The organism is Cerasicoccus sp. TK19100 (genome assembly GCF_027257155.1).
Taxonomy (GTDB): domain Bacteria; phylum Verrucomicrobiota; class Verrucomicrobiia; order Opitutales; family Cerasicoccaceae; genus Cerasicoccus; species Cerasicoccus fimbriatus.
In genome coordinates this window covers 480635-503073 of record NZ_JAPWDU010000001.1, presented here as the reverse complement: position 1 = coordinate 503073, position 22439 = coordinate 480635, and the positions used below count along the sequence as shown (strand labels likewise).

Annotated in this window: 22 protein-coding genes; 8 read left to right on the top strand and 14 right to left on the bottom strand. The window is 58.6% G+C overall.

Annotated features, from left to right (window positions below; all coding sequences use genetic code 11):
- Window positions 1-78: 78 nt before the first annotated feature.
- The 3 genes from O3S85_RS02060 to O3S85_RS02050 all read left to right on the top strand — a co-directional run bounded on the left by O3S85_RS02060 (window position 79) and on the right by O3S85_RS02050 (window position 2651).
- Window positions 79-1101, top strand: a complete 1023-nt coding sequence (locus O3S85_RS02060) for a rod shape-determining protein (RefSeq protein WP_269537462.1) — start codon at window positions 79-81, stop codon at window positions 1099-1101.
- A 169-nt stretch (window positions 1102-1270) separates the two neighbouring features.
- Window positions 1271-2137, top strand: a complete 867-nt coding sequence (gene mreC, locus O3S85_RS02055) for a rod shape-determining protein MreC (protein WP_269537461.1) — start codon at window positions 1271-1273, stop codon at window positions 2135-2137.
- Entirely contained in the window at window positions 2127-2651 is a 525-nt protein-coding gene (locus O3S85_RS02050; protein ID WP_269537460.1) for a hypothetical protein, read from the top strand. Before mreC ends, O3S85_RS02050 begins: the two co-directional genes overlap by 11 nt.
- A 6-nt stretch (window positions 2652-2657) precedes the next feature.
- Here O3S85_RS02050 and O3S85_RS02045 read toward each other — a convergent pair whose 3' ends face one another.
- The 10 genes from O3S85_RS02045 to O3S85_RS02000 form a co-directional block, all read right to left on the bottom strand.
- Complete coding sequence (locus O3S85_RS02045; RefSeq protein WP_269537459.1) at window positions 2658-3149, bottom strand: BLUF domain-containing protein; 492 nt, start codon at window positions 3147-3149, stop codon at window positions 2658-2660.
- 133 nt (window positions 3150-3282) lie between these two features.
- Window positions 3283-4401, bottom strand: coding sequence for an aminopeptidase (locus O3S85_RS02040; protein ID WP_269537458.1), 1119 nt, complete (start codon window positions 4399-4401; stop codon window positions 3283-3285).
- 103 nt (window positions 4402-4504) lie between these two features.
- A complete protein-coding gene (locus tag O3S85_RS02035) occupies window positions 4505-5089 on the bottom strand; it encodes a hypothetical protein (RefSeq protein WP_269537457.1) in 585 nt (194 codons plus the stop codon).
- The gene (locus O3S85_RS02030; RefSeq protein WP_269537456.1) at window positions 5089-6342 is read right to left on the bottom strand and encodes a nucleoside monophosphate kinase; all 1254 of its coding nucleotides are present in this window, start codon (window positions 6340-6342) and stop codon (window positions 5089-5091) included. Before O3S85_RS02030 ends, O3S85_RS02035 begins: the two co-directional genes overlap by 1 nt.
- Before the next feature lie 99 nt (window positions 6343-6441).
- Window positions 6442-7467 (bottom strand): calcium/sodium antiporter, encoded by a 1026-nt coding sequence (locus O3S85_RS02025; RefSeq protein WP_269537454.1) that lies wholly within the window; start codon window positions 7465-7467, stop codon window positions 6442-6444.
- A 150-nt stretch (window positions 7468-7617) separates the two neighbouring features.
- The gene (locus tag O3S85_RS02020; RefSeq protein ID WP_269537453.1) at window positions 7618-8772 is read right to left on the bottom strand and encodes a cysteine desulfurase family protein; all 1155 of its coding nucleotides are present in this window, start codon (window positions 8770-8772) and stop codon (window positions 7618-7620) included.
- Between the two features lies 1 nt (window position 8773).
- Entirely contained in the window at window positions 8774-9544 is a 771-nt protein-coding gene (locus O3S85_RS02015; RefSeq protein ID WP_269537451.1) for a Cell division protein CpoB, read from the bottom strand.
- 424 nt (window positions 9545-9968) lie between these two features.
- Complete coding sequence (locus O3S85_RS02010; RefSeq protein ID WP_269537450.1) at window positions 9969-10199, bottom strand: hypothetical protein; 231 nt, start codon at window positions 10197-10199, stop codon at window positions 9969-9971.
- A 13-nt stretch (window positions 10200-10212) separates the two neighbouring features.
- Window positions 10213-12027, bottom strand: a complete 1815-nt coding sequence (locus O3S85_RS02005) for an SLC13 family permease (protein ID WP_269537449.1) — start codon at window positions 12025-12027, stop codon at window positions 10213-10215.
- Between the two features lie 96 nt (window positions 12028-12123).
- Complete coding sequence (locus O3S85_RS02000) at window positions 12124-13095, bottom strand: D-2-hydroxyacid dehydrogenase (RefSeq protein WP_269537447.1); 972 nt, start codon at window positions 13093-13095, stop codon at window positions 12124-12126.
- 134 nt (window positions 13096-13229) lie between these two features.
- Here O3S85_RS02000 and O3S85_RS01995 point away from each other — a divergent pair, with 134 nt between their 5' ends.
- The 5 genes from O3S85_RS01995 (at window position 13230) to O3S85_RS01975 (ending at window position 18911) form a co-directional block, all read left to right on the top strand.
- Window positions 13230-14543, top strand: a complete 1314-nt coding sequence (locus O3S85_RS01995) for an NCS2 family permease (protein ID WP_269537446.1) — start codon at window positions 13230-13232, stop codon at window positions 14541-14543.
- Window positions 14544-14678: 135 nt separating this feature from the next.
- Window positions 14679-15389, top strand: a complete 711-nt coding sequence (locus O3S85_RS01990; RefSeq protein ID WP_269537445.1) for a LysM peptidoglycan-binding domain-containing protein — start codon at window positions 14679-14681, stop codon at window positions 15387-15389.
- Between the two features lie 6 nt (window positions 15390-15395).
- Window positions 15396-16280 carry a UbiA family prenyltransferase gene (locus O3S85_RS01985; RefSeq protein WP_269537444.1) on the top strand — a complete coding sequence of 295 codons (885 nt, stop codon included), beginning with the start codon at window positions 15396-15398 and terminating at the stop codon, window positions 16278-16280.
- The gene (locus O3S85_RS01980) at window positions 16177-17535 is read left to right on the top strand and encodes a 3-dehydroquinate synthase (protein ID WP_332107526.1); all 1359 of its coding nucleotides are present in this window, start codon (window positions 16177-16179) and stop codon (window positions 17533-17535) included. Before O3S85_RS01985 ends, O3S85_RS01980 begins: the two co-directional genes overlap by 104 nt.
- Window positions 17535-18911: an alkaline phosphatase family protein gene (locus tag O3S85_RS01975; protein ID WP_269537442.1), complete on the top strand. Its 1377-nt coding sequence runs from the start codon at window positions 17535-17537 to the stop codon at window positions 18909-18911. Before O3S85_RS01980 ends, O3S85_RS01975 begins: the two co-directional genes overlap by 1 nt.
- A gap of 126 nt (window positions 18912-19037) precedes the next feature.
- Here the strand turns inward: O3S85_RS01975 and O3S85_RS01970 are convergent, their stop codons facing one another.
- The 4 genes from O3S85_RS01970 to O3S85_RS01955 form a co-directional block, all read right to left on the bottom strand.
- Window positions 19038-19937, bottom strand: a complete 900-nt coding sequence (locus tag O3S85_RS01970) for a UDP-2,3-diacylglucosamine diphosphatase (protein ID WP_269537440.1) — start codon at window positions 19935-19937, stop codon at window positions 19038-19040.
- Between the two features lie 310 nt (window positions 19938-20247).
- A complete protein-coding gene (locus tag O3S85_RS01965) occupies window positions 20248-21735 on the bottom strand; it encodes a cryptochrome/photolyase family protein (RefSeq protein ID WP_269537438.1) in 1488 nt (495 codons plus the stop codon).
- A gap of 57 nt (window positions 21736-21792) precedes the next feature.
- Complete coding sequence (locus O3S85_RS01960) at window positions 21793-22092, bottom strand: hypothetical protein (protein ID WP_269537437.1); 300 nt, start codon at window positions 22090-22092, stop codon at window positions 21793-21795.
- Window positions 22059-22436: a phage holin family protein gene (locus O3S85_RS01955; RefSeq protein WP_269537435.1), complete on the bottom strand. Its 378-nt coding sequence runs from the start codon at window positions 22434-22436 to the stop codon at window positions 22059-22061. Before O3S85_RS01955 ends, O3S85_RS01960 begins: the two co-directional genes overlap by 34 nt.
- Window positions 22437-22439: the final 3 nt, after the last annotated feature.

Genomic DNA, 22439 nt, shown 5'->3' with positions numbered 1-22439 from the left:
AAACCGCAAAACTAGGGTATATATTTTGCCTAAACCCTTGTTTACCCGTTGTTTATTTTTGACAAGCGGGCGCGCAATATGCCTAGATCGGTCGTGCTGAACTTTTTCTCAAACGATATCGGGATTGACCTAGGAACGGCCAACTCCCTCGTATTCGTCCGCGACAAGGGCATTGTCCTCCGCGAGCCGTCCGTCGTCGCCGTTTATAACAATACCAAGAAGGTCCGCGCCGTCGGTATCGAAGCGAAGCGAATGCTCGGCCGAACCCCGGGAAACATCACCGCTCTTCGCCCGATGAAAGACGGTGTGATCGCCGACTTTGAGATCACCGAGGCCATGCTGCGCCACTTCATTACGAAGGTTGCGCACAACACCAAATTTGTCCCACCCCGCGTCGTCATCGCGGTTCCCAGTGGGATCACCGAAGTCGAGCGCCGCGCGGTGAAAGAGTCCGCCATCCATGCCGGTGCCCGTGAAGTGCTGTTGCTCGAAGAGCCGATGGCCGCCGCCATTGGCGTTGGCCTGCCGATCGAAGAACCCGCCGCCAACATGATTGTAGACATCGGTGGTGGCACGACGGAAGTGGCAATTATTTCTTTGGCCGGTGTCGTCTTTACCCGCTCTCTCCGCGTCGGTGGCGACGAGATGGATAACGCAATCATCGCCTACATGAAGCGCGCTTACAACCTGATGATCGGTGAGCGCACGGCGGAAGAAATCAAGATTCGTGTTGGCTCGGCCTATCCGCTCGAAGAAGAGCTGACCATGGAAGTCAAGGGCCGCGACTCCGTAGCTGGTTTGCCGAAAACATTGCACATCACCTCGCAGGAAATCCGTGAGGCACTGGCCGACGTCTTTAACTCCATTATCGAGGTGGTCCGCAGCGCGCTGGAGCGTTGCCCGCCGGAACTTTCCGCAGACCTCGTCGACCGTGGCATCGTGCTTGCGGGCGGCGGCTCCATGATCCGCAACCTGGACAAGCTCATCAGCGAAGCCACCGGCCTGCCAGTGATCTTGGCCGAAGACCCGCTATCCGCCGTTGCCAACGGCACCGGCATCGTTCTCCAGGACTTGAGCTGGTGGTTGCGTGATTCCGCGTAGCGGATTCACTAAATTAAAGTGAGCAAATTAAAAATTAAAGGGCTTGAGGACCTTGGTTTTCTTGCGCTCACTGAATGCGCGGTATGGGCCAGCATTGCCCAATGATGTTGGCCAGCCATCCAGCATCATGCATCTTTAATTTTTCATTTGCTCACTTTAATCTTCCCCAATGAAACTCCTTCGCCAGCTAAAGCCCATATTGGTGCTGTTGTTGTTTCTGGCGATTTGGGCGCTGACACCGGTCGTGATCAAGCGGTTTGGACAGGATGCGTTTTACGAGTTTCAGGCACCGATAATTGCCGCCCAAGGCTACGCCAAGGACTTGCAGACATATTGGGCGCTGCGCACACGCTCCGACAACGAGCTCATTGAGGCCGGGCGCGACCTATCGCGGCTCAACGCCCGCTACCAGGTCGCCCAACAGGAAAACCAAACCAAGGAAGCTGAGATCGCGCGCCTGGAAAGCCTGCTCAACCTGCCCTCACGGCCGGAGTTTCGCTATGAGGTCGCCCGTGTGGCGCAGCGCGACATCTCAGCCTGGTGGCACCAGATGATCATTCGCAAGGGGAAGAATTATGACATACCCGTAGGTGCGGCGGTCATTTACAACGGGGGCGTCGTGGGCCGCATACGAGAGGTCCATGCCTACACCGCGACCGTAGAGCTGGTCAGCAGCCCGGGCTTTCGCATGGCGGCTAACGTCGTGGGCGAGGCTGCACCGGTAACCTATCTGGGCGTGGTGAATCCGCCCTTTAGCCCGCCCCGTGGCGAGGCACTGAACGTGCCCCCTACCATCACGGTGACCCCGGCCGAGCCACGTAAGCTGGTCTCCTCTGAACTCGGCGGCATTTTCCCGGCAGGCCTTACCATTGGCGAAATCACCGCGCTAGAGCCCGGCTCGGATGGCTATTTCCAAAAAGGGTCTGTTCGCCTGAGCCCACAGCTCTCGGCATTGCGAGAGGTGGCGGTTGTCATCCCGTTTGAGCAGGAGCTGACGGCGCAACACGAGTCCGCGGAGGCCGACGATGGAGGTTGATTTACGCTGGCCGCTTTTCCTGATCAGCAATCTGCTCCTGATCGCCCTGCTCCGCCTCGTCAATGACGCCTCCGCGCAATTTGGGATATACCTGAGCCTTCCCGCGCTGCTCGTGCTACTGCCCGCGCTGCACACGCCGCCACGCTGGGGGCTGCTGCTTTGCTTTGCCACTGCCTTGTTCTACGCCGCGCCCTACAGCGGCAATATGACGCCTTTTCTCGTCATCTTTGGCACGGGCTACGTAATTTTCCGGAATTTCAGCAGCCAGCTTCGCCGATTCCAGCGCCTGCAGTTGCTGACGTCCATCATGGTCGTCAATACGCTGCTTATGCTTGGGCAAAGTATACTACTCGCGCCCGATGCCGACAGCAGCTATTACACTCAGCGCGTGCTGATGGACACCCTGTTCTCCGCACTGCTGATCTATCCCGTAGGCAGTTGGTTCCTCGATCTGCAATACGGACTGATGCTCTTTTCCGGCTCTGATCCGCGAACGGATGCGCCGCCTCAGTAGCCGCAATCAAAGTTCGGAGTCCAGAATTCGTCGAATGTTGCTGGATCCAATCGGCCCGGTCTTTACGGGAATCTGTTGTTGGTTTTCGGCCAATTGGGAAATCATTTCCCAGATGCGCTGCTCCCAGTATGCAATGTCTCGAAACGCGAGTTTACCGCCCATGAAGTCAGAGATAGTATGCTCCAAATGCAGCGCATGGAGCTCCATTTGCCGAAGCCAGCGGAGGTTCCAGCCGGGGAATAGCCGCTTAGGCTGACCATGAATCATCAGCTCTTCCTTCACCGTATGCCTCGCATCCGCCCGGATAACATCCATCAACTGTAAGGATGCTTCGCGTGGCCCTTCAATATACTGAAAAAACCGATTGCGGCAGAAGTAAAGATAACCGGTGATTTCAATTTTGCGGTTTTTTTGAGAAGATTGCTCGGCGAGATCCTTGAGTGCTTGATCATCCATGGCACAAGTCGCTTCACTAATGTATGCGATTCTAGTGAACATATTGGAGCTTTCGATTGATTACTAGGGTTGAACTACGAGTTGACTCGAAGATAACCACAGAAAGCCTGTATGACCACTCAAAAATGAGCGCTTCTACTCATAAGCGCCTGTAAAAACACCTAGCAGATTATCACTAATCGCTGCCCAGCAAGTAATCCGGGTTCAGCTTATGCAATGCCTTCGGGATGAAGATGCCGTCTTCGCGGATGACTTTATCGTCGAAGTGAATCTCGCCGCCACCCCACTCCGGGCGCTGAATATTAACGAGGTCCCAGTGCACTTGCGAGCGGTTACCGTTGTCAGCCTGTTCGTAGGCCTGCCCCGGCGTAAAGTGGAATGAACCGGCAATCTTTTCGTCGAAAAGGATGTCGCGCATCGGGTTAAGCACGTGCGGGTTGAAGCCGATGGCAAACTCACCGATGAAACGCGCGCCGGCGTCGCTGTCGAGGATCGCGTTGAGCTTGTCCTCGTTGCCACTGGCCTTGGCCTCGATAATGCGTCCCTTCGCGAACTTGAAATATACGTTGTCGAACGACACCCCCTGGTAAACCGTCGGCGCATTGTAGGTGATCTCGCCTTCCACGGAGTCCTTGACCGGAGCCGTAAAAACCTCACCGTCCGGGATGTTGTATTGGCCGCCACAGGTGATTGCCGGGATGCCTTTGATCGAGAAACGCAGGTCGGTGCCAGGTCCCTTCAGGTGCACTTTATCCGTGCGTTCCATGAGGCGCTTCAGCGCGTTCATGCCGGGCTTCATGCGGGCATAGTCCAACGTGCATACGCGGAAAAAGAAGTCTTCAAAGGATTCCGTGGCCATCAACGCCTGCTGCGCCATGGAGGGCGTCGGCCAGCGCAGCACGACCCACTTGGTTTCGTTGACACGATAATTGAGCACCGGGCGCATGGCCTTCATGTAGGCCTGCATTTGAGCGGGCGGCACATCGGAGCTTTCAAAAATATTATCACTGCCGCGCACCGCGATGTAAGCATCCATCTGCTTCATGCGGTGCATCTCGAAATCTGCCACGGCGGTAAACTCCTCTTCGGTTCCGCCAACGATCAGCTCACGCAGCACACGGGAATCACGCAGAGCCACAAAGGGCTGGGCTTTACGGCGGCGAGCCTCGCGGCACAGCGCCAGCACGAATTGCTCCGGGATGTTGTAGGCGTCGATTAGCACCTTTTCACCGCGCTTGAGCTTGGTGGAAAACGAAGTCAGGACTTTGGCGAGATCAAGGTAACGAGGATCCATCTAGCCAGCGAACAACAATCACCCAGCGGGGAAAAGGAAAATCGTTATAATGACGACAAATGTAAGCGGTAAAAGCGCAAGGTTCGCCAATGAATCAGCACTTCTACCTCGTCATCGTCGCCGTGCCACGGTCGAAGGCGGCAATCGCGATGCTAACCTGTGGCGTCAAACCCGGGTCACTGACCAAGTAATATTGGCCATTGCTCTCGACGGTGATATAGGCCTGCGTCTTTCCTGCGTGGCGGATGAAGACTACCTCGCGGCCATTGAGCTTCAGCATGCCCAGCAGCTCGACGGAGTCGGTGTTGGCGTATAGTTCCTTGGTCGACTGCATCACGCCGGGCTGGTTCAACTGCTGGAGCTTCATGGGTTGCATCGCCGGATGCCAGTAAGTGGCAATCTGCTCGGCTCCCTGCGTTTTGATGCTGCGGTGGTAATTAATGGCCGCACGCAAGGCGGTGTCAGTTTCGTCCGTCGGCTCGGCATCAATGGTCTTGTCGGTTCCCGCCGGAAAGATCAGCCCCTGTACGTTAAGCACGGCCTGGTTGCCCTGTTGATACGGCTTGAGCTGGGCCGGGGTCAACGACAGAGCCGATACCGGTGCCGTCAGTTTGCAGTCGTTCATCGGCACGTCGGCCATTGCCAACGCTGCACTAAACAAGAAAAGAAATGCCAACCAGCGCTTCATTATCCGCGACGAATTTCCGAGCCCGGGAAACGCACATGAATGCGCACGACACGCTTCTTGCGGGTTTCAATTTTAAAGGTCTTGGGGTCGATCTTGTGCGGAATTTCCTCGAACTGGATGTCTACCGTGGCGTGGTAGCCACGCTCGGAAAATATGTCGAGCAACATGGCAGTGGCCAGCGGGTGGTTAAACACCTGATGCTCACTGTTGACGATGGCGTAGCCCGAGATCGAGTGCCGCTCAATGATCGGCATAAACTTGTCACCAACAAGCCTCACGACCTCGCAGAAAACATCGCCCTCCTGCTGCTGATAGCTATCGAGCCGCTTCACCAGCTCTTGCCGCGCATGCATGATGATCTGGCTAGACAGTGGCAGGTGTGAAAGCGTATCGAATGTTTCCTGCTCCAGCTCCAGCGTGCTCTGATACTGGAGCTCCCGGATGACGCGCTCACGGACGGCGTCGATCGAGCCAAAGGCGTTCACGTAGTGGTAGTGGAAGACCTCGCGCAGCGACTTTAGGGCGTCATAGGTAACGTCCTTGAACGTCCGGTAGCGGCGACGCGCAGCGTCCTCATCCAAGTCCGTCTTACGGATTTCCTTGAGTTCGCCCATGCCCGAGGCCTCGACCTCGCGGTTGTGCTCGCGAGCCTTTACCCCGCGCAGCAGCTGGCGCTTAATGCTCTCATCCTCCTCAATGAAGAGCACAATGATGTGAAACTGCGGCTTTTGAAAACGCGTGCTGAACATCGTCTCACGATACTCGGAGCGCAGCTCATTCAGCCTGCGGTAGAGCAGCTTCAAACACTCCACCTGCACCTTCGAACGCGGGTAGCCGTCGACCACCACCCCGCTCTGGTAACGCGGGTCAAGCAGTCGATGAAAGACGAGTAACGTCACCTCTTTGTCCCCCACGAGCATGCCGGCGTCGATGCGCTTCTTGGCCTCGGGGCTCTTGAGCAGCTCACTAACGACGATAGGTTGCTCGGTAAAATCGCGGTACACCATCAGCGTGCGCGTATGGGTGCCTTTACCCGCGCCGGGGGCACCATTGAGCCAGTGGATCTCACGCGGGAAGATCAGGTTCTCGCGACCGTGCTCACTTTCCAGTTCTTGCCAGACAGCGTTAAAGATCAGCTGGGCGTCTTTAATTTCGAGGTCCTGCGGGCGTGGGGCGGTCTCTTCGGGTTTATTCGGCGGAGTCGTCCCGGTTTTGGCGGGTGCAGTATCCTTGGCGGTGTCAGCGGAAGGCATAGTAATGAAAGGGGGCGATTGTAGGAACGGGGTTGTAACAAAAGTTACGCCTCATGCCAGCCTAAATCAAAGAAATACCGCCACCTTTGGCCATACGGATTAGATTCCCGGGAGAATTTTGCCCATCTGCGAGAGTGAGGACAGGCCGATGATCACGAAATAAAGCGTCACCAGGAAGCCGCCCTCCAGGCGCGTCACCTTGCGCTCGGTGTAAAACGCAAACCACAGCAGCAGTGTGAGCAGGACCATCGAGGGAAACTCAATCACGAACAACCGGCGCTCCACCTGCAACGGAAAGAACGTGGAGACCGAGCCGCCGATAAGCAGCATGTTAAAGATATTCGAGCCGACAATGTTACCCGCGATAATATCGCTCTGCTTGCGCAAGGCCGCAGCAGCCGAGGCCGCCAGCTCCGGCAGGCTCGTGCCGAGGGCTACCAGGGTCAGGCCGATTAATACTTCGCTGACGCCCAGTCGGGTCGCGATCTGCACTGAGCTGCCCACCAGCATTTCTGCGCCAATCGCCAAAAATACCGAACCCACGATGATAAACAGCAGGCACTTGCCCATCGAATCGATGGGGTCCTTGAGCTCGTCGGCCAGTTCCTCGCCAATCTCGGTCGTCTCTTCGGGGCCCGAGCGCTTGGCCTGCATCACCATGAAAAACAAGTAGCCCGCCGCGCCAGCCAATAGGAGAATCCCCTCTAAGCGGCCAATTTCACCAGCGGCCAGGAAGCCGCCCATGCTCATCAGTGTGAACATCACCGTCACGATCAGCAGCAGGGGCACCTCTTGTTTGACTAGGCGATTTTGAATCGTGATCGGGTAAATCAGCGCCGCCACGCCAAGGATCAGGCCCGCGTTGCCCAGATTACTCCCGACAATATTTCCCACGGCCAGGCCACTGTTTCCACCGGCAGCCGCGATAAAGGCGGTGATCATTTCCGGCATCGAGGTGGAAATCGACACAATTGTTAGGCCGACGACCACGGGATTAATCTTCAGGATCAGCGCGAAACTAGCCGCTCCTTTGGCCAGCCAGTCACCGCCAACGCAGAGCATGACTAAACCCACCAATAGGATTATAGCCAAGACCAGTGTATTAAATGTCTCGTAGGGAATCACCAGTATTTCGCGCAGTTAGGAAACCAAGAAGGCGTGAATCAATGGCCCGGCACCATCAATTGCAAGCGGAATGAGAGTGAAGCGGTTAAACAGTGTCGGCCGGTGCGCATGCGTTATCGGATAACTCTTATAATAATTAACAAAGATTCATTAGATGCTGATAACCTGAGAGTTGCTACCATCATCGCCCATCCCGGGCAATAGCGAAATCATCGCTGAAGCTAACGCCCCCCACTCGTCACCACTTGTGGTCGGCAGGGAGGACACCCGTACCGTTCGGCGGGCCTCGTCGTCGGTAGCGCCCATCGCGGCTAGCACGTGGCTCGGGCCGGCCTTACCCGTCGCACAGGCCGAACCGGTCGAGACGAGAAAACCCTGCGCATCGAGCCGACGCACCCAGCGCATGTTTTCGCCCACCGGCAGGCAAACGCTAGAGGTGTTCGCCAGTCGCGGCGCACCCTGCCCCCAGATACGCACGCCCGGCATGCTGGCAATTAATTGCGCCTCGAAGTTGTCACGGGCAGCGGCGCACTGCGCGTGGTTGGCGGCGCGGGTTGCCTCGCTTGCCGCCAGGGCTGCACGCATGGCGGCAATGGCCGGATAGTTCTCCGTGCCCGCCCGGTGATCATGCTCCTGCGCACCGCCGCGCTGGCCAGTGAACCCCGTGAAGGCCGGCGAAACAATCAGCCACCCTGCCCCCTTGGGCCCGCCAAATTTATGCCCGCTCACGGTGACAAAGTCCGCCTCGGCCAGTCCGGCTAAATCTTCTTTGCCCACCCATTGCGTCGCGTCCAGGTGGAGCGCCGCGCCGTGGCGACGACACACTGCCAGCACCTCCCGCCAGGGTTGAATGACGCCCGTCTCGTTACTCGCCGCCAGCAGGGAAACCAGCGACACGCCACCCGCAGACAAAGCCTCTTCGAGCGCCGCAAGCTCCAGGCGGCCGAGCGCATCAACGGTAACTTCCCTGGCATCGGGGCCAAAAATTGCCCGCGCGTTCTCACGCACACTCGGGTGCTCAACAGCGCTCATCAGCATACGTTTGGTGGGCTCAATTCGGCGCAGATAGGCCAACACGTCGCGGTTGCCCTCGGTCGCGCCGGAGTTGAAAACCACCCGCTCGGGGGCGGCACCAAAATACCCGGCAATCCCCTCCCGCGCCGCTTCGAGCAGCGCCATTACCCGGGCAGCCGCCCGCGTCGGGCTGGATGGATTGTGCCAGCAGTCATCGACGGCCTCCAACCATGCCGCGCGGGCCTCGGGCAGGAGCGGCGTGGTAGCATTGGCGTCGAAGTAGTGGCTCACGCTACTGGGGAATTCGCAGGGTTTGGCCGACGCGCAGCGCGTTCGGATTGGGCAACTGATCGCGGTTGGCCTCAAAGATTTCCTGCCAGCGCGCCGACTCCCCGTAAACCTTCGTGGAAATACGCGTCAGCGTGTCGCCGGTGACGACGGTATAAGTCCGAGCCTGCACCGCCGGAGTGCGCGTCTGGCTCACGGTGTCGCGGGTCTGCTGCGGCGGCACGTAGCTTTGCGTGGGCGCGCTGGGGCGCTGCGTATTGTTGTTCGACGAGGTGTAGCTGACCCGGGTTGAGTCCGTGGTCTCGCCGGAGGGCGTACGTTGCACGGATAATCCTTGGCGCGCGGCGGCCAGCTCGCGCTTGAGCTGTTGATTCTCCTCGCGGACGGCCTCCAGCATCTCTAGCAGGTCCAGGCGCTCAATCGCCGAGTCGTAAGGCTGCCCGGGCAGCGAGCGGGCAAAGTCTTTGCGCGCGGTCTCGATCATTTGCCCGGCTTTTTCCGCCTCGGCGGTGTCGGGGCGCAGTTCGATGTAGCGGCGCAAGTGGTAGATCGACGCAACGGGATCACCGATGTGCTGCTGGTATAGGATGCCGACTTCGAGGTGGGACTCCGGCGCATCGGGGCGCTTCTCGATCACTTTTAAAAACGCGTTGAGCGCCTCGCCCTGGCGGCCTTCGCGCAGCAGTCGCTGGCCGCGCTGGTATTGTTTCTCCTCGGTCTCGCTGACCACCCCACTACGGGTTTGGTCACACGCCGACCACAGCATGCAAAACATTAATAAAGTCAGGATTAGCCTGAGGCGTCTCATGAACCAGTTTTGACAGATGCGCCCAAGGCCATGCAAGCGGAGAATGCGCCCCGCGCACGGATTCCCCCGTTGCCACGCCAGCCAACGCCAAAGAAACCATCGCCGCACCCTCCGGTTCACGAGCGGCCTCCGATTGTGCGCCAACACCAAACAACGCCTACAAAAGTTTCCCCATAGGCAAACTGGCAGTTTGCCCATACCTTTCGCGACAGTTTGTCTACGTGTTTCTTGACAGTTTGCCCATAGGTAAACTAACGCGAAACCGAGGGGCAAACAGACACAATACACCCAGGTTTCGTGGCACGAAACACGTAGGCAAACTCTGGAGTCCATATTGAGCGCGGAAACGACTACGCCGTTGGCGCTTAATACCCGTGGCTCACCATCCTCGCTAGAGATTATCCAGCTTGGTTTCGACGTTGTCCGCCTCGCTGTCGATGTCGTTTTCCTTGCGGCCGAGGGGGTCTTCGATACCGGTGTCCTGCTCTACCTCGCCCATGATGGGGCCGGTTTGCGTTTCACGCTTTTTGGCGGCACGAGCGGCGGATACCTCCCACATGGCGCAACCCGAGGACAATACCATGATCAGGGCAAGCGAAGTCAGCAGTATGGAACGTTTCATGCCGCCGAACTAATTAAAATTTCCAGAAGATGGGAATCACGAAAACACACACCACGAAATAAAGTATGTTCAGAGGGATCCCCACCTTGGCGAAGTCCGAGAAGCGGTAGCCACCAACGCTGTAAACGTAAGTATTCGTCTGGTAGCCGATGGGGGTGGCAAAGCTGGCCGACGACGCCACGCAGACCGCGATGGCGAGCGGACGCGGGTCCACACCAAGCGCCGCGCCAATGCTGATCGCCACCGGGGCCATCAGCACCACCGTGGCGTTGTTCGAGAGAAACTCCGTGCAAATGCTCGCGACCAGGTAAATCACCGCCAACATAATGAACGGCTTCAAGTGGTCCGGTGCCAGGTCTGAAATATGCACAATCTGCTCCACCGCCAGGTTTGTGGCACCGCTAACCTCCAGAGCCTCACCCAGCGCCAGCATGCCGTAGATCAGCATCAGAATGCGCCACTCGACGGCGGCATAGGCCTCCTTGGGCTTCACGATGCCCATCGTCAACAAGATCGCCATGACCGCAATCGAGCCGACCACGATGGGCAACTGGATAAAGCTCACTGCCGCGACCATGGCAACAACGAGGCCCACGACCAGCGGCAGCCATTTATTGAGATTCTTTGCGGACACCGGCGGGCGGTCCAGCAAGATGATATCTTCGCTGTTGCGCAGTTTTTCAATGGCCTGGTCGGTGCCCATCATGAGCAGCGTGTCGCCAAAGTCCAGCGGCAGCGTCTCCAGGCGCTCGCGCACGTTGCGCCCATGTCGGTGCACCGCAAGGATGATCATGCGGTAGCGCTGGCGGAAGTTGATCTCGCGAATTGTCTTACCAGTGATGCTCGACATCGGCCCGATAACGCCCTCGACAATCGCGCCCTCGTGCGCGGCAATTTGCTCCAGGTCCAGCCCCTTCTCGTGGATAAAGTCCACCGTGCCCGTGGCCTGCGCCGAGGCGATCCCCGATGGGCGGCAGGACAGCACCAGACGGTCGCCCTCCTCCAACGTGGCCTCGCGGAAATTCGTGTCGAGCGCCACGCCGTCGCGGATGATTTCCAAGAGGCGAATGCCGCGCGCGCGCTTGAGCGAGGACTCGTTAAAGCTCTGTCCGATCAGCTCGGAATTGGCCCGTACGAAGGCTTCGGTGATGAACTCGCGACGCTCTTCCTCCGAAAGAATCGCAGTCAGCGTTTCGCGGGTGGGCAAAAGCTTGGGCCCAAAGATTACGAGATATGCCGTCGCTAATAGAAGCAGCGGCAGGCCGACCGCAGTCAGCTCAAACATGCCCAGCGGCTTCAAGCCAGCTTCGGCCAGCTCACCGCTCATCAGGATGTTCGTGCTGGTGCCCATCAGCGTGCAGACGCCGCCAAAAATGGACGCGTAGGACATCGGGATCAGCAGCTTCGATGCGGGCGTGTTCATCTTGCGCGCCAGCCCAATCACCACTGGCAGGAAAACGACCACCACGGGCGTGTTATTCATGAAAGCGGAGATGAAGGCGACGGACAAAATCATCACCGTCATAAACATCCGCATGGGCAGCTTCGTAAGCCGTTCCAGGGCCTCGGCAAGCAGCTCGATGGCACCGACCTTTTCCAGCGCCAGGCTAATGATAAACATCGCCGCAATCGTCAGCGGGGCTGAGTTGGCAAACACATTGATCAGCGACTGGTCATTGGGGAGCTTCTCCGACCCGGTCACCATGCCAACGACGAGCAGGACCGCAAAGACGAGAATCGCCGTCACGTCCACCGGCAGCTTCTCTTTAACGAAGCTGATGATGGCGAAGACGAGCAGCGCCAGAACGAATATGATTTCCCAAGTCACAGTAGCCGAATAGAGGTGTAAACAAACCCTTCATCATGCGCGCTGCAAGACGCTGCGCAATAGCGAATTAGCGGCTTCCGTCAGTCAATCGGTCGATCAGCTCACGACGTTTCGCGGCTCACCCTCACGGAATGCGCGGATGTTGCCGAAAGTGATCTCCAGCAACTTCGAGCGCGCTGGGAAGCTGCTCCACGCCACGTGTGGCGTGATGATGCAGTTTGGCGCGCCCTTGAGCGGGTTGTCCGCCGCCATGGGCTCCTTGGAGACGACATCCAGCGCGGCACCGGCGATGACGCCGTTTTGCAGGGCCTCCAGCAGCGCAGCCTCGTCGATGAGCCCCCCGCGTGCGGTGTTGACCAAATAGGCGGTGTCTTTCATTAGCGCCAGACGCTCGCGGTTAACGAGCCCGGTGTTCTCCGCCGTCTGCGGGCAATGCAGCGAAATCAGGTCAGACTGCGCAAAGACTTCGTCCAAGTCCTCCCAGGCAAAGCCGTAGTCCCAATCCGGACCGCCACGACGGCTCCGGGTATAAGCAATGACGTTCGCGCCAAGTGCGTGCACCAGCTCGCCCACGGCGCTGCCGATCTCGCCCCAGCCGATGAAGCCTACCGTCGCGCCTTTCAGCTCGAAGAGCGGCTTCTTCCAGTAGCAAAATTCCTCACTCGCCACCCAGTCGCCCGCATGAACGCTCTCACTGTGCAGGCCGACATGATTAGTCAGCTCCAACATGAGCGCCAACGTGTGCTGTGCCACGGACTGCGTGCTATAGCTCGGCGCATTGCAAACGGTGACGCCTAGTTCCTTCGCCGCCGCGACATCCACGATGTTATACCCCGTCGCCAGCACGCCAACCAGCTTCAGGTCCGGCAAGCGCTTAAGTGTGTCAGCGGACATCGGGACTTTATTCGTCAACACGATGTCTGCACCCGCGCAGCGCTCCACAATGAGGTTCGCATCGTCGTGGCTAGTGTGCTCGCGGATGACGAGCTCACCAAACTCCCGCAACGGGCCCCAGGGTTGTTCGTCTTCAAAAAAGAAAGTACCAGCATCGAGAATGACTATTTTCATGCCGCAGAAGTTAGGCCCCGCCCTCGCATTACCCAAGACCTAAGTCTGGCCAAAACGTATTAACATCGCCAAGCTCCACCCTCAACCTCCCAACCTTCGAACTTTCAAACATTCGAACCTTTCGAACTTTTCCAATGCTGGAACGCTGCTTCAAACTACAAGCTGAGGGCACGACCATCAGCCGCGAATGCCTGGCCGGGCTGACCACGTTTGCCGCGATGGCTTACATCATCGTGGTCAACCCGCTGATCCTCTCCGACGGCACCGGCATGGACCACGCCGGGCTGATCACCGTCACCGCGCTCGCCGCTGCGCTGGGGTGCTTCATCATGGCGACGCTGACCAATCTGCCCATTGCGCAGGCCCCCGGCATGGGGCTCAACAGCTACTTCGCGAGCGTGGTGGTGGTCGGCATGGGCGTCCCCTGGGAGGGTGCACTGGCCATGGTGTTTTGGAACGGCCTGATCTTTTTCGCACTCTCGGTATCGGGCGTTCGCGGGGCAATTATCAAATCCCTGCCCAGCTGCCTGCAAATCGGCATCCAGTGCGGCATCGGGTTTTTCATCGCGTTTATCGGCCTGAAAAACGCCGAGATCATCGTGTCCAATCCATTCACGCTCGTTAGCGAGGGAGACATTCTCAAAGCCGCGCCGCTGATGGCACTTGGCGGGCTGCTCATCATGAGCGCACTGACGGTAAAAAAGATCCCCGGTGCCATCATCGCCACGGTGCTGCTCCTCAGCGTGGCCGGCCTCTTCATTCCTAGCGGAGACGGGACCATCACCGCGACCCCCGAGGGCTTTTTTGGCCTGCCGCCCAGCATCGGGCAGACCTTCCTCGCCCTCGACTGGCTTTACCCATTCCGACATTGGGAAACGGCGCTGCCGGTCATTGCGACGCTACTCATCCTGGACCTCTTTGACTCGTTGGGCACCATCGTCGCGCTGGGCCGCCAGAGCGGCATGATGAACGACAAAGGCGAGATGCCCAAGCTCAACCGCGCCCTGACCGCCGATGCATTAGCCACGGTGTGTGGCTCTCTCCTGGGCACCTCCACCACCACGGCCTATATTGAGTCCGCCACCGGCATTGAGGCCGGCGGGCGCACGGGTTTGACCTCGGTCGTCGTCGGCTGCTGCTTCCTGCTGGCGCTCTTTTTCACGCCGATCCTTACCGCGGTCCCCGCCGCCGCCACCGCACCCGCGCTGATCATGGTCGGGCTCTTCATGGCACAGGGCCTGAAGCACATCGATTACGGAAACCTGCTTGAAGTTGCCCCAGCCATCCTGACCGCGCTGCTCATACCGCTCAGCTTCAGCATCACCCACGGCATCATGGCGGGCATCATCTTTTACTGCGGGCTCATGCTCCTCACCGGCCGGGGTAAGGAAGTCAGCCTTGGTGCCTGGATCATCGCAGCAGTGTTCGTCGGCTTCGCGTTTATTTAAAGTAAGATTTCATCATAAGGTGGCGGCTAAAGCGCAACATCTCCACCAAGACCCCAAAAAATCCGTTAAACCACGCACTTAAAGGAACATGCAGCTTGATTCGTAGCGCTGGCGTGCTCTACGTTAACTACTGATATGTCCGTAGATTCCGATCTTTCGTCGTTTGAAACCAGCTCCGCGCCGGGTAACAACGGCATCATTGCGCCGCTGCTGGTAGGCTTTGCCGGTGTGCTGCTGGGCGGAGCCGCCCTCTACTTCAGCCTGACCGGTGCCGGAGCCTCGGATGACACCCAATCCAGCCTTAAGGCCATGAGCGCCAAAGTCGAGGGCCTCGAAACCCGCCTTGCCGACATGGAGGCCAAATACGCCGAGCAAGCCAGCAAGCTCGCCGCCGCCGAACAGCAAACCCAGCTCCTCGCGCGCGACGCCAACAACGCCCTCAAGCAAGTCAGCGTGGAAATTAATAAAAACCGCGACATGATCGACACCTCCGCGGACAAATTGACCGAGCTGATCGACTCGCTGAATCGCCAGGGCCGCCCCAACGCCACGGGCCGCAACAGTACAACCACGGACAACGCCGGTTCGCTCGCGCCAGCGAACTCGGGCTCCCCCACCAACAGCGCTCAGGAGCGCCTGCCCCTGGCCACGACAGATAATGACGACGATTCCAGCCTGCCCGTCGCGACAACTGAGACCAAGGTCCACACCATCCGCAGCGGCGACACTTTTACCAAACTGAGCGACCAGTATAACGTCTCGGTGGCCGCCATTCTCGCGGCCAATCCCGATGTGGACCCTCGCCGTCTGGCCGTCGGCCAAAAGATTAAGATTCCGGCGAAATAAGCCACGATGAGCGCCCCCAGCTCCCGCGGCCACGCCCTCCTGCAGCTTTGCCGCTTTTCCAACATGCCCACGGTGTGGAGCAATGTGATATTGGGCTGGATTCTCGCCGGGGGCAATGTCCAGCCGTCGCTGTTCTTATTAATCCTTGGCGCGACATGCCTTTACTTCGGCGGCACGACGCTTAACGACGCCTGCGACGCGGCATTCGACCGCCAATACCGCCCCGAGCGCCCCATTCCCAGCGGCATCTTTACCCGCAGCCAAGTGACATGGATTGGCATTGGCTGGATGCTCGCTGGCAGCGCGATCGTCCTTCTCGCAGGTGCATCGCCGCTGCTGCTAGCCATATTGATTGCGCTGATCGTCGGCTACGATGTCATCCATAAAAAAACCCGCTGGGCCGGTGTGCCGATGGGGCTCGCTCGGGGCACTTTGGTGCTGCTGGCCGCCAGCGCCGCCGCGCCATGTGATTACTCTGCCATCCTGCCAATCATTTGGGCGGCGGCACACACGCTCTACATCATTGGACTCACCTGGAATGCCGCCGGGGAAAGTGGCCCCAAAAAGCGCGACTACCCTCTAGCCCAAAGCCTGCTGCTGCTTACGCCCATTGCGGCAATCGCAGTGATGCCGTTTTTCGACAGCCCGACGTTAGTCGGGTTCGTCCTGATGATCTTTTTTGTCATCGTTTGGTTGCTCTGGAACGCACCTGCCCTACCCCTCCGACGCAGGCCTTTGCCTCCACCCAAGGCGATCCCCAGGCTGCTGGCAGGTATTATTTTAACCGATGCACTGGCGCTTTGCTTACCTCATCCGGTGCTGGCCTTTGTCTGTCTGCTTTTACTTTTCCCCCTCGCCCTTTGGCTGCAAAAAAGTTTTGCCGCGACTTGATTCGCCCGGCAGGATGCATCCCTTTCTACGACAAGCGCTCATGCCTCGTTCCGATTTGCAATTTAATGTAACCCCACACTTCGTGCATCGCATTTTCCACACGGAAAACGCCTTTTTGCCGAAGAATCATACGCTGGAGCGGGCGTTGCGGGGCGATGACCAGACCAGCGGCGAACCGCTGCGCGTCTGTGTGTATTTGGATGAGGGTTTGCTCGCGGCGCGTCCCAACTTGGCGCTCGAAGTCAGCCGGAAAATCGAGCTGATACAGGCCGCAGGCGATCCCATTGAACTCGTGGCCGAGCCCATGCTAGTCCCGGGCGGCGAACAGGCGAAAAATGACTGGTCGGTCGTCGAGACCATTTGGCAGCAGCTGGCGGCGCTGCCGCTCTCGCGTCACTCGCGGGTGCTGGTCATCGGCGGCGGCGCGGTGCTGGATGTTGTCGGTTTTGCCGTCGCCACGGCTCATCGCGGCATGCGTCTGGTGCGAATGCCCACCACGACGCTCAGCCAGGGCGACAGCGGCGTCGGCGTAAAGTGCGGCGTGAACCGCTTCGGCCAAAAGAACTGGGCGGGCGCGTTTTCCGTGCCCTGGGCTGTCGTCAACGACTTCGCGTTTCTCGCCAGCCAACCGGAGCGCGAACGTCGCGCCGGCCTCGCTGAGGCGCTCAAAGTGGCCCTGGTTCGCGACCGCCAATTTTACGTTTACCTGCGGCAGAATGCAGGCGCATTGAACGCTCTGGAACCAGAGGCAGTGCAGCACGCCGTGGCCGAAAGCGCACGCATCCACGCTGAGCACATCGCCCAGGGCGGCGATCCCTTCGAGCAAGGCGAAGGCCGACCGCTGGACTTCGGGCACTGGGCCGCGCATAAGCTGGAGCAGCTCTCGGAGTTTCGCCTGAGCCACGGTGAGGCCGTCGCCATCGGCATGCTAATCGATCTCCATTACGCACATTGCGTGGGCCTGCTCAGCAGTGAAAATCTGTCCGGCATATTAACCGTGGCTCGCGAAATGGGCCTACTCGGTCCGCTGGCCTCGCCCGATGTGCAGCGTGAACTTAACGCGGCCGCGACCGACGACCACGCACCGCTGCTGGAGGGCTTTGAAGAATTTCGCCTGCATCTGGGTGGACAGCTTTGCCTGTGCATGGTCACCGAACCGGGCGTCAACCGCGACATCAACGTGGTCGACCACGAGGCGTTGCAACGCGCGCTCCAGGAAACCCTCGCCTTGGCCGAGTACGCAGCCCTCGCCTAATGAACACTGCACCTCGCCTAGCCGTACTCAATGTCGTTGGCCTGAGCCAGCGCCACTTGGGCCAGCATACGCCCAACCTGCAAAAGCTGGCGCAACGAACGGCGGTCGCCGCCATCGAACCCGTCGCGCCCGCCAACACCTGCAGCGCGCAGGCGACTTACCTGACTGGTCAGCTGCCCAGCCAGCACGGCATCGTCGCCAACGGCTGGTATGACCGCGAGCTGGCCGAGCATCATTTCTGGAAACAAAGCAACCACCTGATGCAGGGCCGCAAGCTCTGGCACTTCCTGCGCCGCGACCGCCCGGAGGCGACCGTAGCCCAGCTATTCTGGTGGTTCAACATGTATGCCCACGTCAACTACGCCATCACGCCACGGCCGCTCTACCTGGCCGACGGCGGCAAGGTGTTCGATGTCCACACGACCCCCATGGACCTGCGTGAGCGCGTGAAGGCGGACCTCGGCGAGTTTCCGTTTCGGCAGTTCTGGGGGCCCGCCAGCGGCATCGAGTCCTCCCAGTGGATAGCGCGCTCCGCGCAGTGGATTGAGGAAAAACATGCGCCGGATGTGTCGCTCGTTTACCTGCCGCACCTCGACTACTGCATGATGAAGCTCGGGCCGGACGATGCGTCCATCCCCGCCGAATTACACGCCATCGACCAAGTCGTTGGTGAACTCGTCGCCTGCTACGATGCGCGCGGGGTTCAGGTGATTGTGCTTTCGGAATACGGCATCACGCCGGTATCGCGTCCCGTGCACCTCAACCGCCTGTTCCGCGAACGAGGTTGGCTGAGCATCAAGGACGAGCTTGGCACGGAGACTCTGGACAAGGGTGCCAGCCGGGCTTTTGCCTTGGCCGACCACCAGTGCGCACACATTTACGTGCAGGATGAGTCCATCCTCGGCGAAGTCAGCCGCCTGCTCGAAGCGACACCCGGCGTGGGCGAAATTTACGACGCCGACACCAAGGCCCGCGTCGGCCTGGATCATCCGCGCTCGGGCGAGCTCGTCGTGCTTTCTGAGCCGGACAGCTGGTTCACCTACTACTACTGGCTCGACGACGCCAAGGCACCCGACTTCGCGCGCACGGTGGACATCCACCGCAAGCCCGGCTTCGACCCCGTGGAGCTCTTTATCGACCCGTCAATTGCGATGCCCAAGCTCAAGCTTGCGGGTAAACTCCTTCGCAAAAAGCTGGGTCTGCGCACGCTGTTCGACGTGATCCCGCTGGACGCGAATCTCGTCAAAGGCTCGCATGGACATCGGCCAGCCGACCAACAGGACTGGCCGCTGATTATTGGCGCGAGCGATCAGTCGGCGGCAGGTTCGATCGCATCGACGGATGTGCTGGGCGTGATGCTGGAGCATTTGCGTTAAAGGTAGGGCGCAGCCTCCAGACAAGCCGCCACAGTGGAGTAGCATTTGCACGGTGTGCAAATTTTTCGGTCCAGCAGGATGCTGGCGGCTTGTCTGGAGACTGCGCCCTACCTTTGAAAGTCACGCCTAGGCATGAGGCGCGGCAAGTTCTTCTTCGTCGAGCTCGTCCAGCCAGATGACGTTCGTGTCTTCCTTGGCGACCTTGATCTCCTCGCCATCGCGGACGGGAGGCAGCGGTGTTTTGCGTTGCTCGAGCTCAGCCTTTTCGTGCAGGCGGATGCAGAACTCGCCATAGTCGAGGACTTCCCAATTGCCGTCTTTGTCTTCGACGAGCGCGGTCAGCGACTCGACCCAATCACCCGAATTCAGGTAATGTGTGTCGCCGATCATCTTGTCCTCGGGCGTGTGGATGTGCCCGCAAATGATCCCCATGCAACCGCGCTTCGAAGCCAGGGCTTGCAGGTGATCTTCAAAATCCGAGATGTGGCTGACGGCCTGTTTGACCTTCGCCTTGATCGCCTTGCTCAGCGAGTAATATTCCTTACCGCGGAAGGCGCGCCACTTGTTGTAGAGGCGGTTGATGCGCAGCAACTGCTGGTAGCCGACATCGCCCAGAATCGAAACGAATTTCGAGTGCGTCGTAACCGCGTCAAAGCAGTCTCCATGGACGACGAGGTAGTCGCCCTTTTCGCCGTGGTGGATGTGCTCTTCGACGATTTGTAGGCGATCAAACATCAGCGGCAGGTAGCCAGCCAGAAAGTCGTCGTGATTGCCGCGCACGTAGATCACCTCTGACTTTCGTTTTTCGGCTATCTTCAAGATACGGCGGATAAACCACGTGTGGCTCTTCTTCCAATTAAGCTTCCGCTTAAGACTCCACCCGTCGATAATATCTCCATTGAGGATTAATTTATCGCAGCGGGTGTGCTTGAGAAAAAAGTTAACTTCCTCGGCCTTACAATCATTCGTGCCGAGGTGAACGTCCGAAAGAACGATGGTTTTGTATTTCAGGACAGGCTTTTTCATTGTCGTTCGTCAGTGAGCTTGTATGGGTCCCGAATGTTAATAACTGTGAATAAGTCGGTCAAAGCCCAATCAGTGAGGCCCCCAAGTCTTAACAAGCCCGTGACTCAGCCGCCTCACAAACGACACAAAACCCCGACTAATGTAACGGATCGCGGGACTTTGCCTGCCAATAGCGTGACGAAGCAACGTTATGAATAAGGTTATTAACAGCCCACTATTTATTCACGAAACAAGCAAATGTGCTGAATAACCGACGAAGATTTCAGCAATACAGAAGTAGATGGCTCGCGATAAAAACGCTAAGCAGAACCTACAATCCACGGAGAAATGCTTCTGCATTATGCTGGTGATTTCGCTGCTTTGCCTCGTCCATTTTGTTCCACGTGCGCGCCATCATCGCCAGTCGTTGGTTATCAGCAAAGAAATCTTCGTGGTCGGCGATGAAGCTCCAGTAAAGGCCATCCCACGTATCGCACCAGTCTCCCTTGGCGTAGCGGGACATTTTGCGGATGTAATTCGAGCCCGAAAGATACGGCTTCGTGGTAAACGTCCCCCCGTCGGCGAACTGCGACATGCCGTAAACATTAGGCACCATGACCCAGTCGTAGGCGTCGACAAATAATTCCATAAACCACTGATAGACAGCAGTCGGGTGAATGCGGCAGAGCAGCATAAAATTACCCAGCACCATGAGGCGCTCAATGTGGTGCAGCCAACCGTGCTCGAGCGCGCGGCTGATGGCGTCGTCGACCGGCGGGATACCCGTCGACGCATCGTAGAAGCATTGCGGCATCTTGCGCCGGAAATTCCAGAAATTCCCATTCCGGATCTCCACGCCACGGTGGCGATAAATGCCGCACATAAACTCCCGCCATCCAATGACTTGCCGAATGAAGCCCTCCAACGAATTGAGCGGGATGTCGTGCTTTTCCGCATGGCTAAGCGCAGCGTCGACTACCTCCTGCGGCGTCAGCAGGCCAATGTTGAGCGCGGGTGTGATGGCGGAGTGAAACAGCACCCGGTGACGGCCGGACAAAGCGTCTTCATAGGGGCCGAAATCGGCAAATCGCTCTTCTAAAAACGTATCCAGCCAACTCTGCGCAGCCACGCGGGTGACGGGCCACTCAAACCTGTCCAGCGAGCCGAGATTATCGGCGAAACGGTCTTTCACCCAATCCACTGCCTCGTCGACGTAGTGGTTTCGCCGCGCGCGTGGTGCATCAGGCACCGGGTAGTCTTTGGGCAGTTTTTTACGGTTGTCGGCGTCAAAGGACCACTGCCCACCCACGGGTTTGCCGTCGTCATTGAGCAAGATTTTCATCCGCTTGCGCTGCGCCTGATAAAAGGTCGCCATGAAGGGCTTTTTCGCGTCCGCGCCGGTATGCTTCTCCAGAAACTCGGCTGGTGTGACAAAGGCGGGCGTGGGCTCAGTGGAGAGCTCGATGCCGCGCTCCTCGGCAAAGCGTTGCAAGCGGCGTTCGAGTACGTCGTCATGCGGATCATAAACCGAGAGCCGTTCGATGCTCTTGGGAATCGCCGCGCGCAGTATGGTGGTAGAGTCGCTGTTGCCCCCCTGCGGGAGATCCACGTAGCGCACATCGTGGCCGTTGCCTTCCAGCTCCTTGCGGTAGGCTTGCATCGAGGCGCGGTGGAGCACCAGGCGCTGGCGGTGGGCATTTAACGGCCAGTGCCGATCCGTGCCAAACAGCAGCGGGTCTTCAATCAGGTAGAGCGGGCAGCCTCGTGCCGGTGGTTGGCGAAAGAGTTGATGCGGGTAGATCAGCGCAACCGTTGACATGCTTCACTGATAACCATTTTCACGCGTCAGGCAAACGCCGTGGACGGGTTTGGCGGCTTATTCGTCGTCGTCGCTGCCGAGCAATTTATACGCACCAAAGGCTGCGGCTCCCAGGGCGGCAATCTTAAACAAGCCCTTGCCGGTGCCCTTGCGCAGGCCACGCTGGGCGACAGCAAAAATCACTGGGCGAAGCAGCGGCGTAAAGCGCTTAATCGCGAAGACAGCACTGCCCATCGCGGCGGCTTTTTTCGCCTGCGGCAGGAGCTCTTGAGTGCTCAGGCCGAGCTGCGCGCGCTCGCGACTGATCTCCTCTTTGAGCCGGGCTATTTCTTCTTTTTCAGAACGGAAGATAAACATGCGACGTCTTTTCGAAGTTCTTGGCGGGTTTCAGAGAATGGCGTGCGTTTCTGGTCCATCAGGTAGAATGCAGCGCCAATGCATGCGCCCAGAATAACCAGGAAAAAGAAACACACCGCCGCCATGACGAAGGTCTGATATTTCTCGGGTGTGGCCATCGCCAGCGCCACGATTCCGGCAACGCCCGCCAGGACCAGGCTCGATGCAGCCAGGCAGGCAACGCCTACCAAGGCCGCGAGCCGAGCCTTTTCCATGCGGTATTCGACGCCAAAGAGCTCGATGCGCGACTCCAGCATCTGGAGCAACGTCTGGCCAATAGCGCCGGCGGATTCCAGCGGATTCATTGC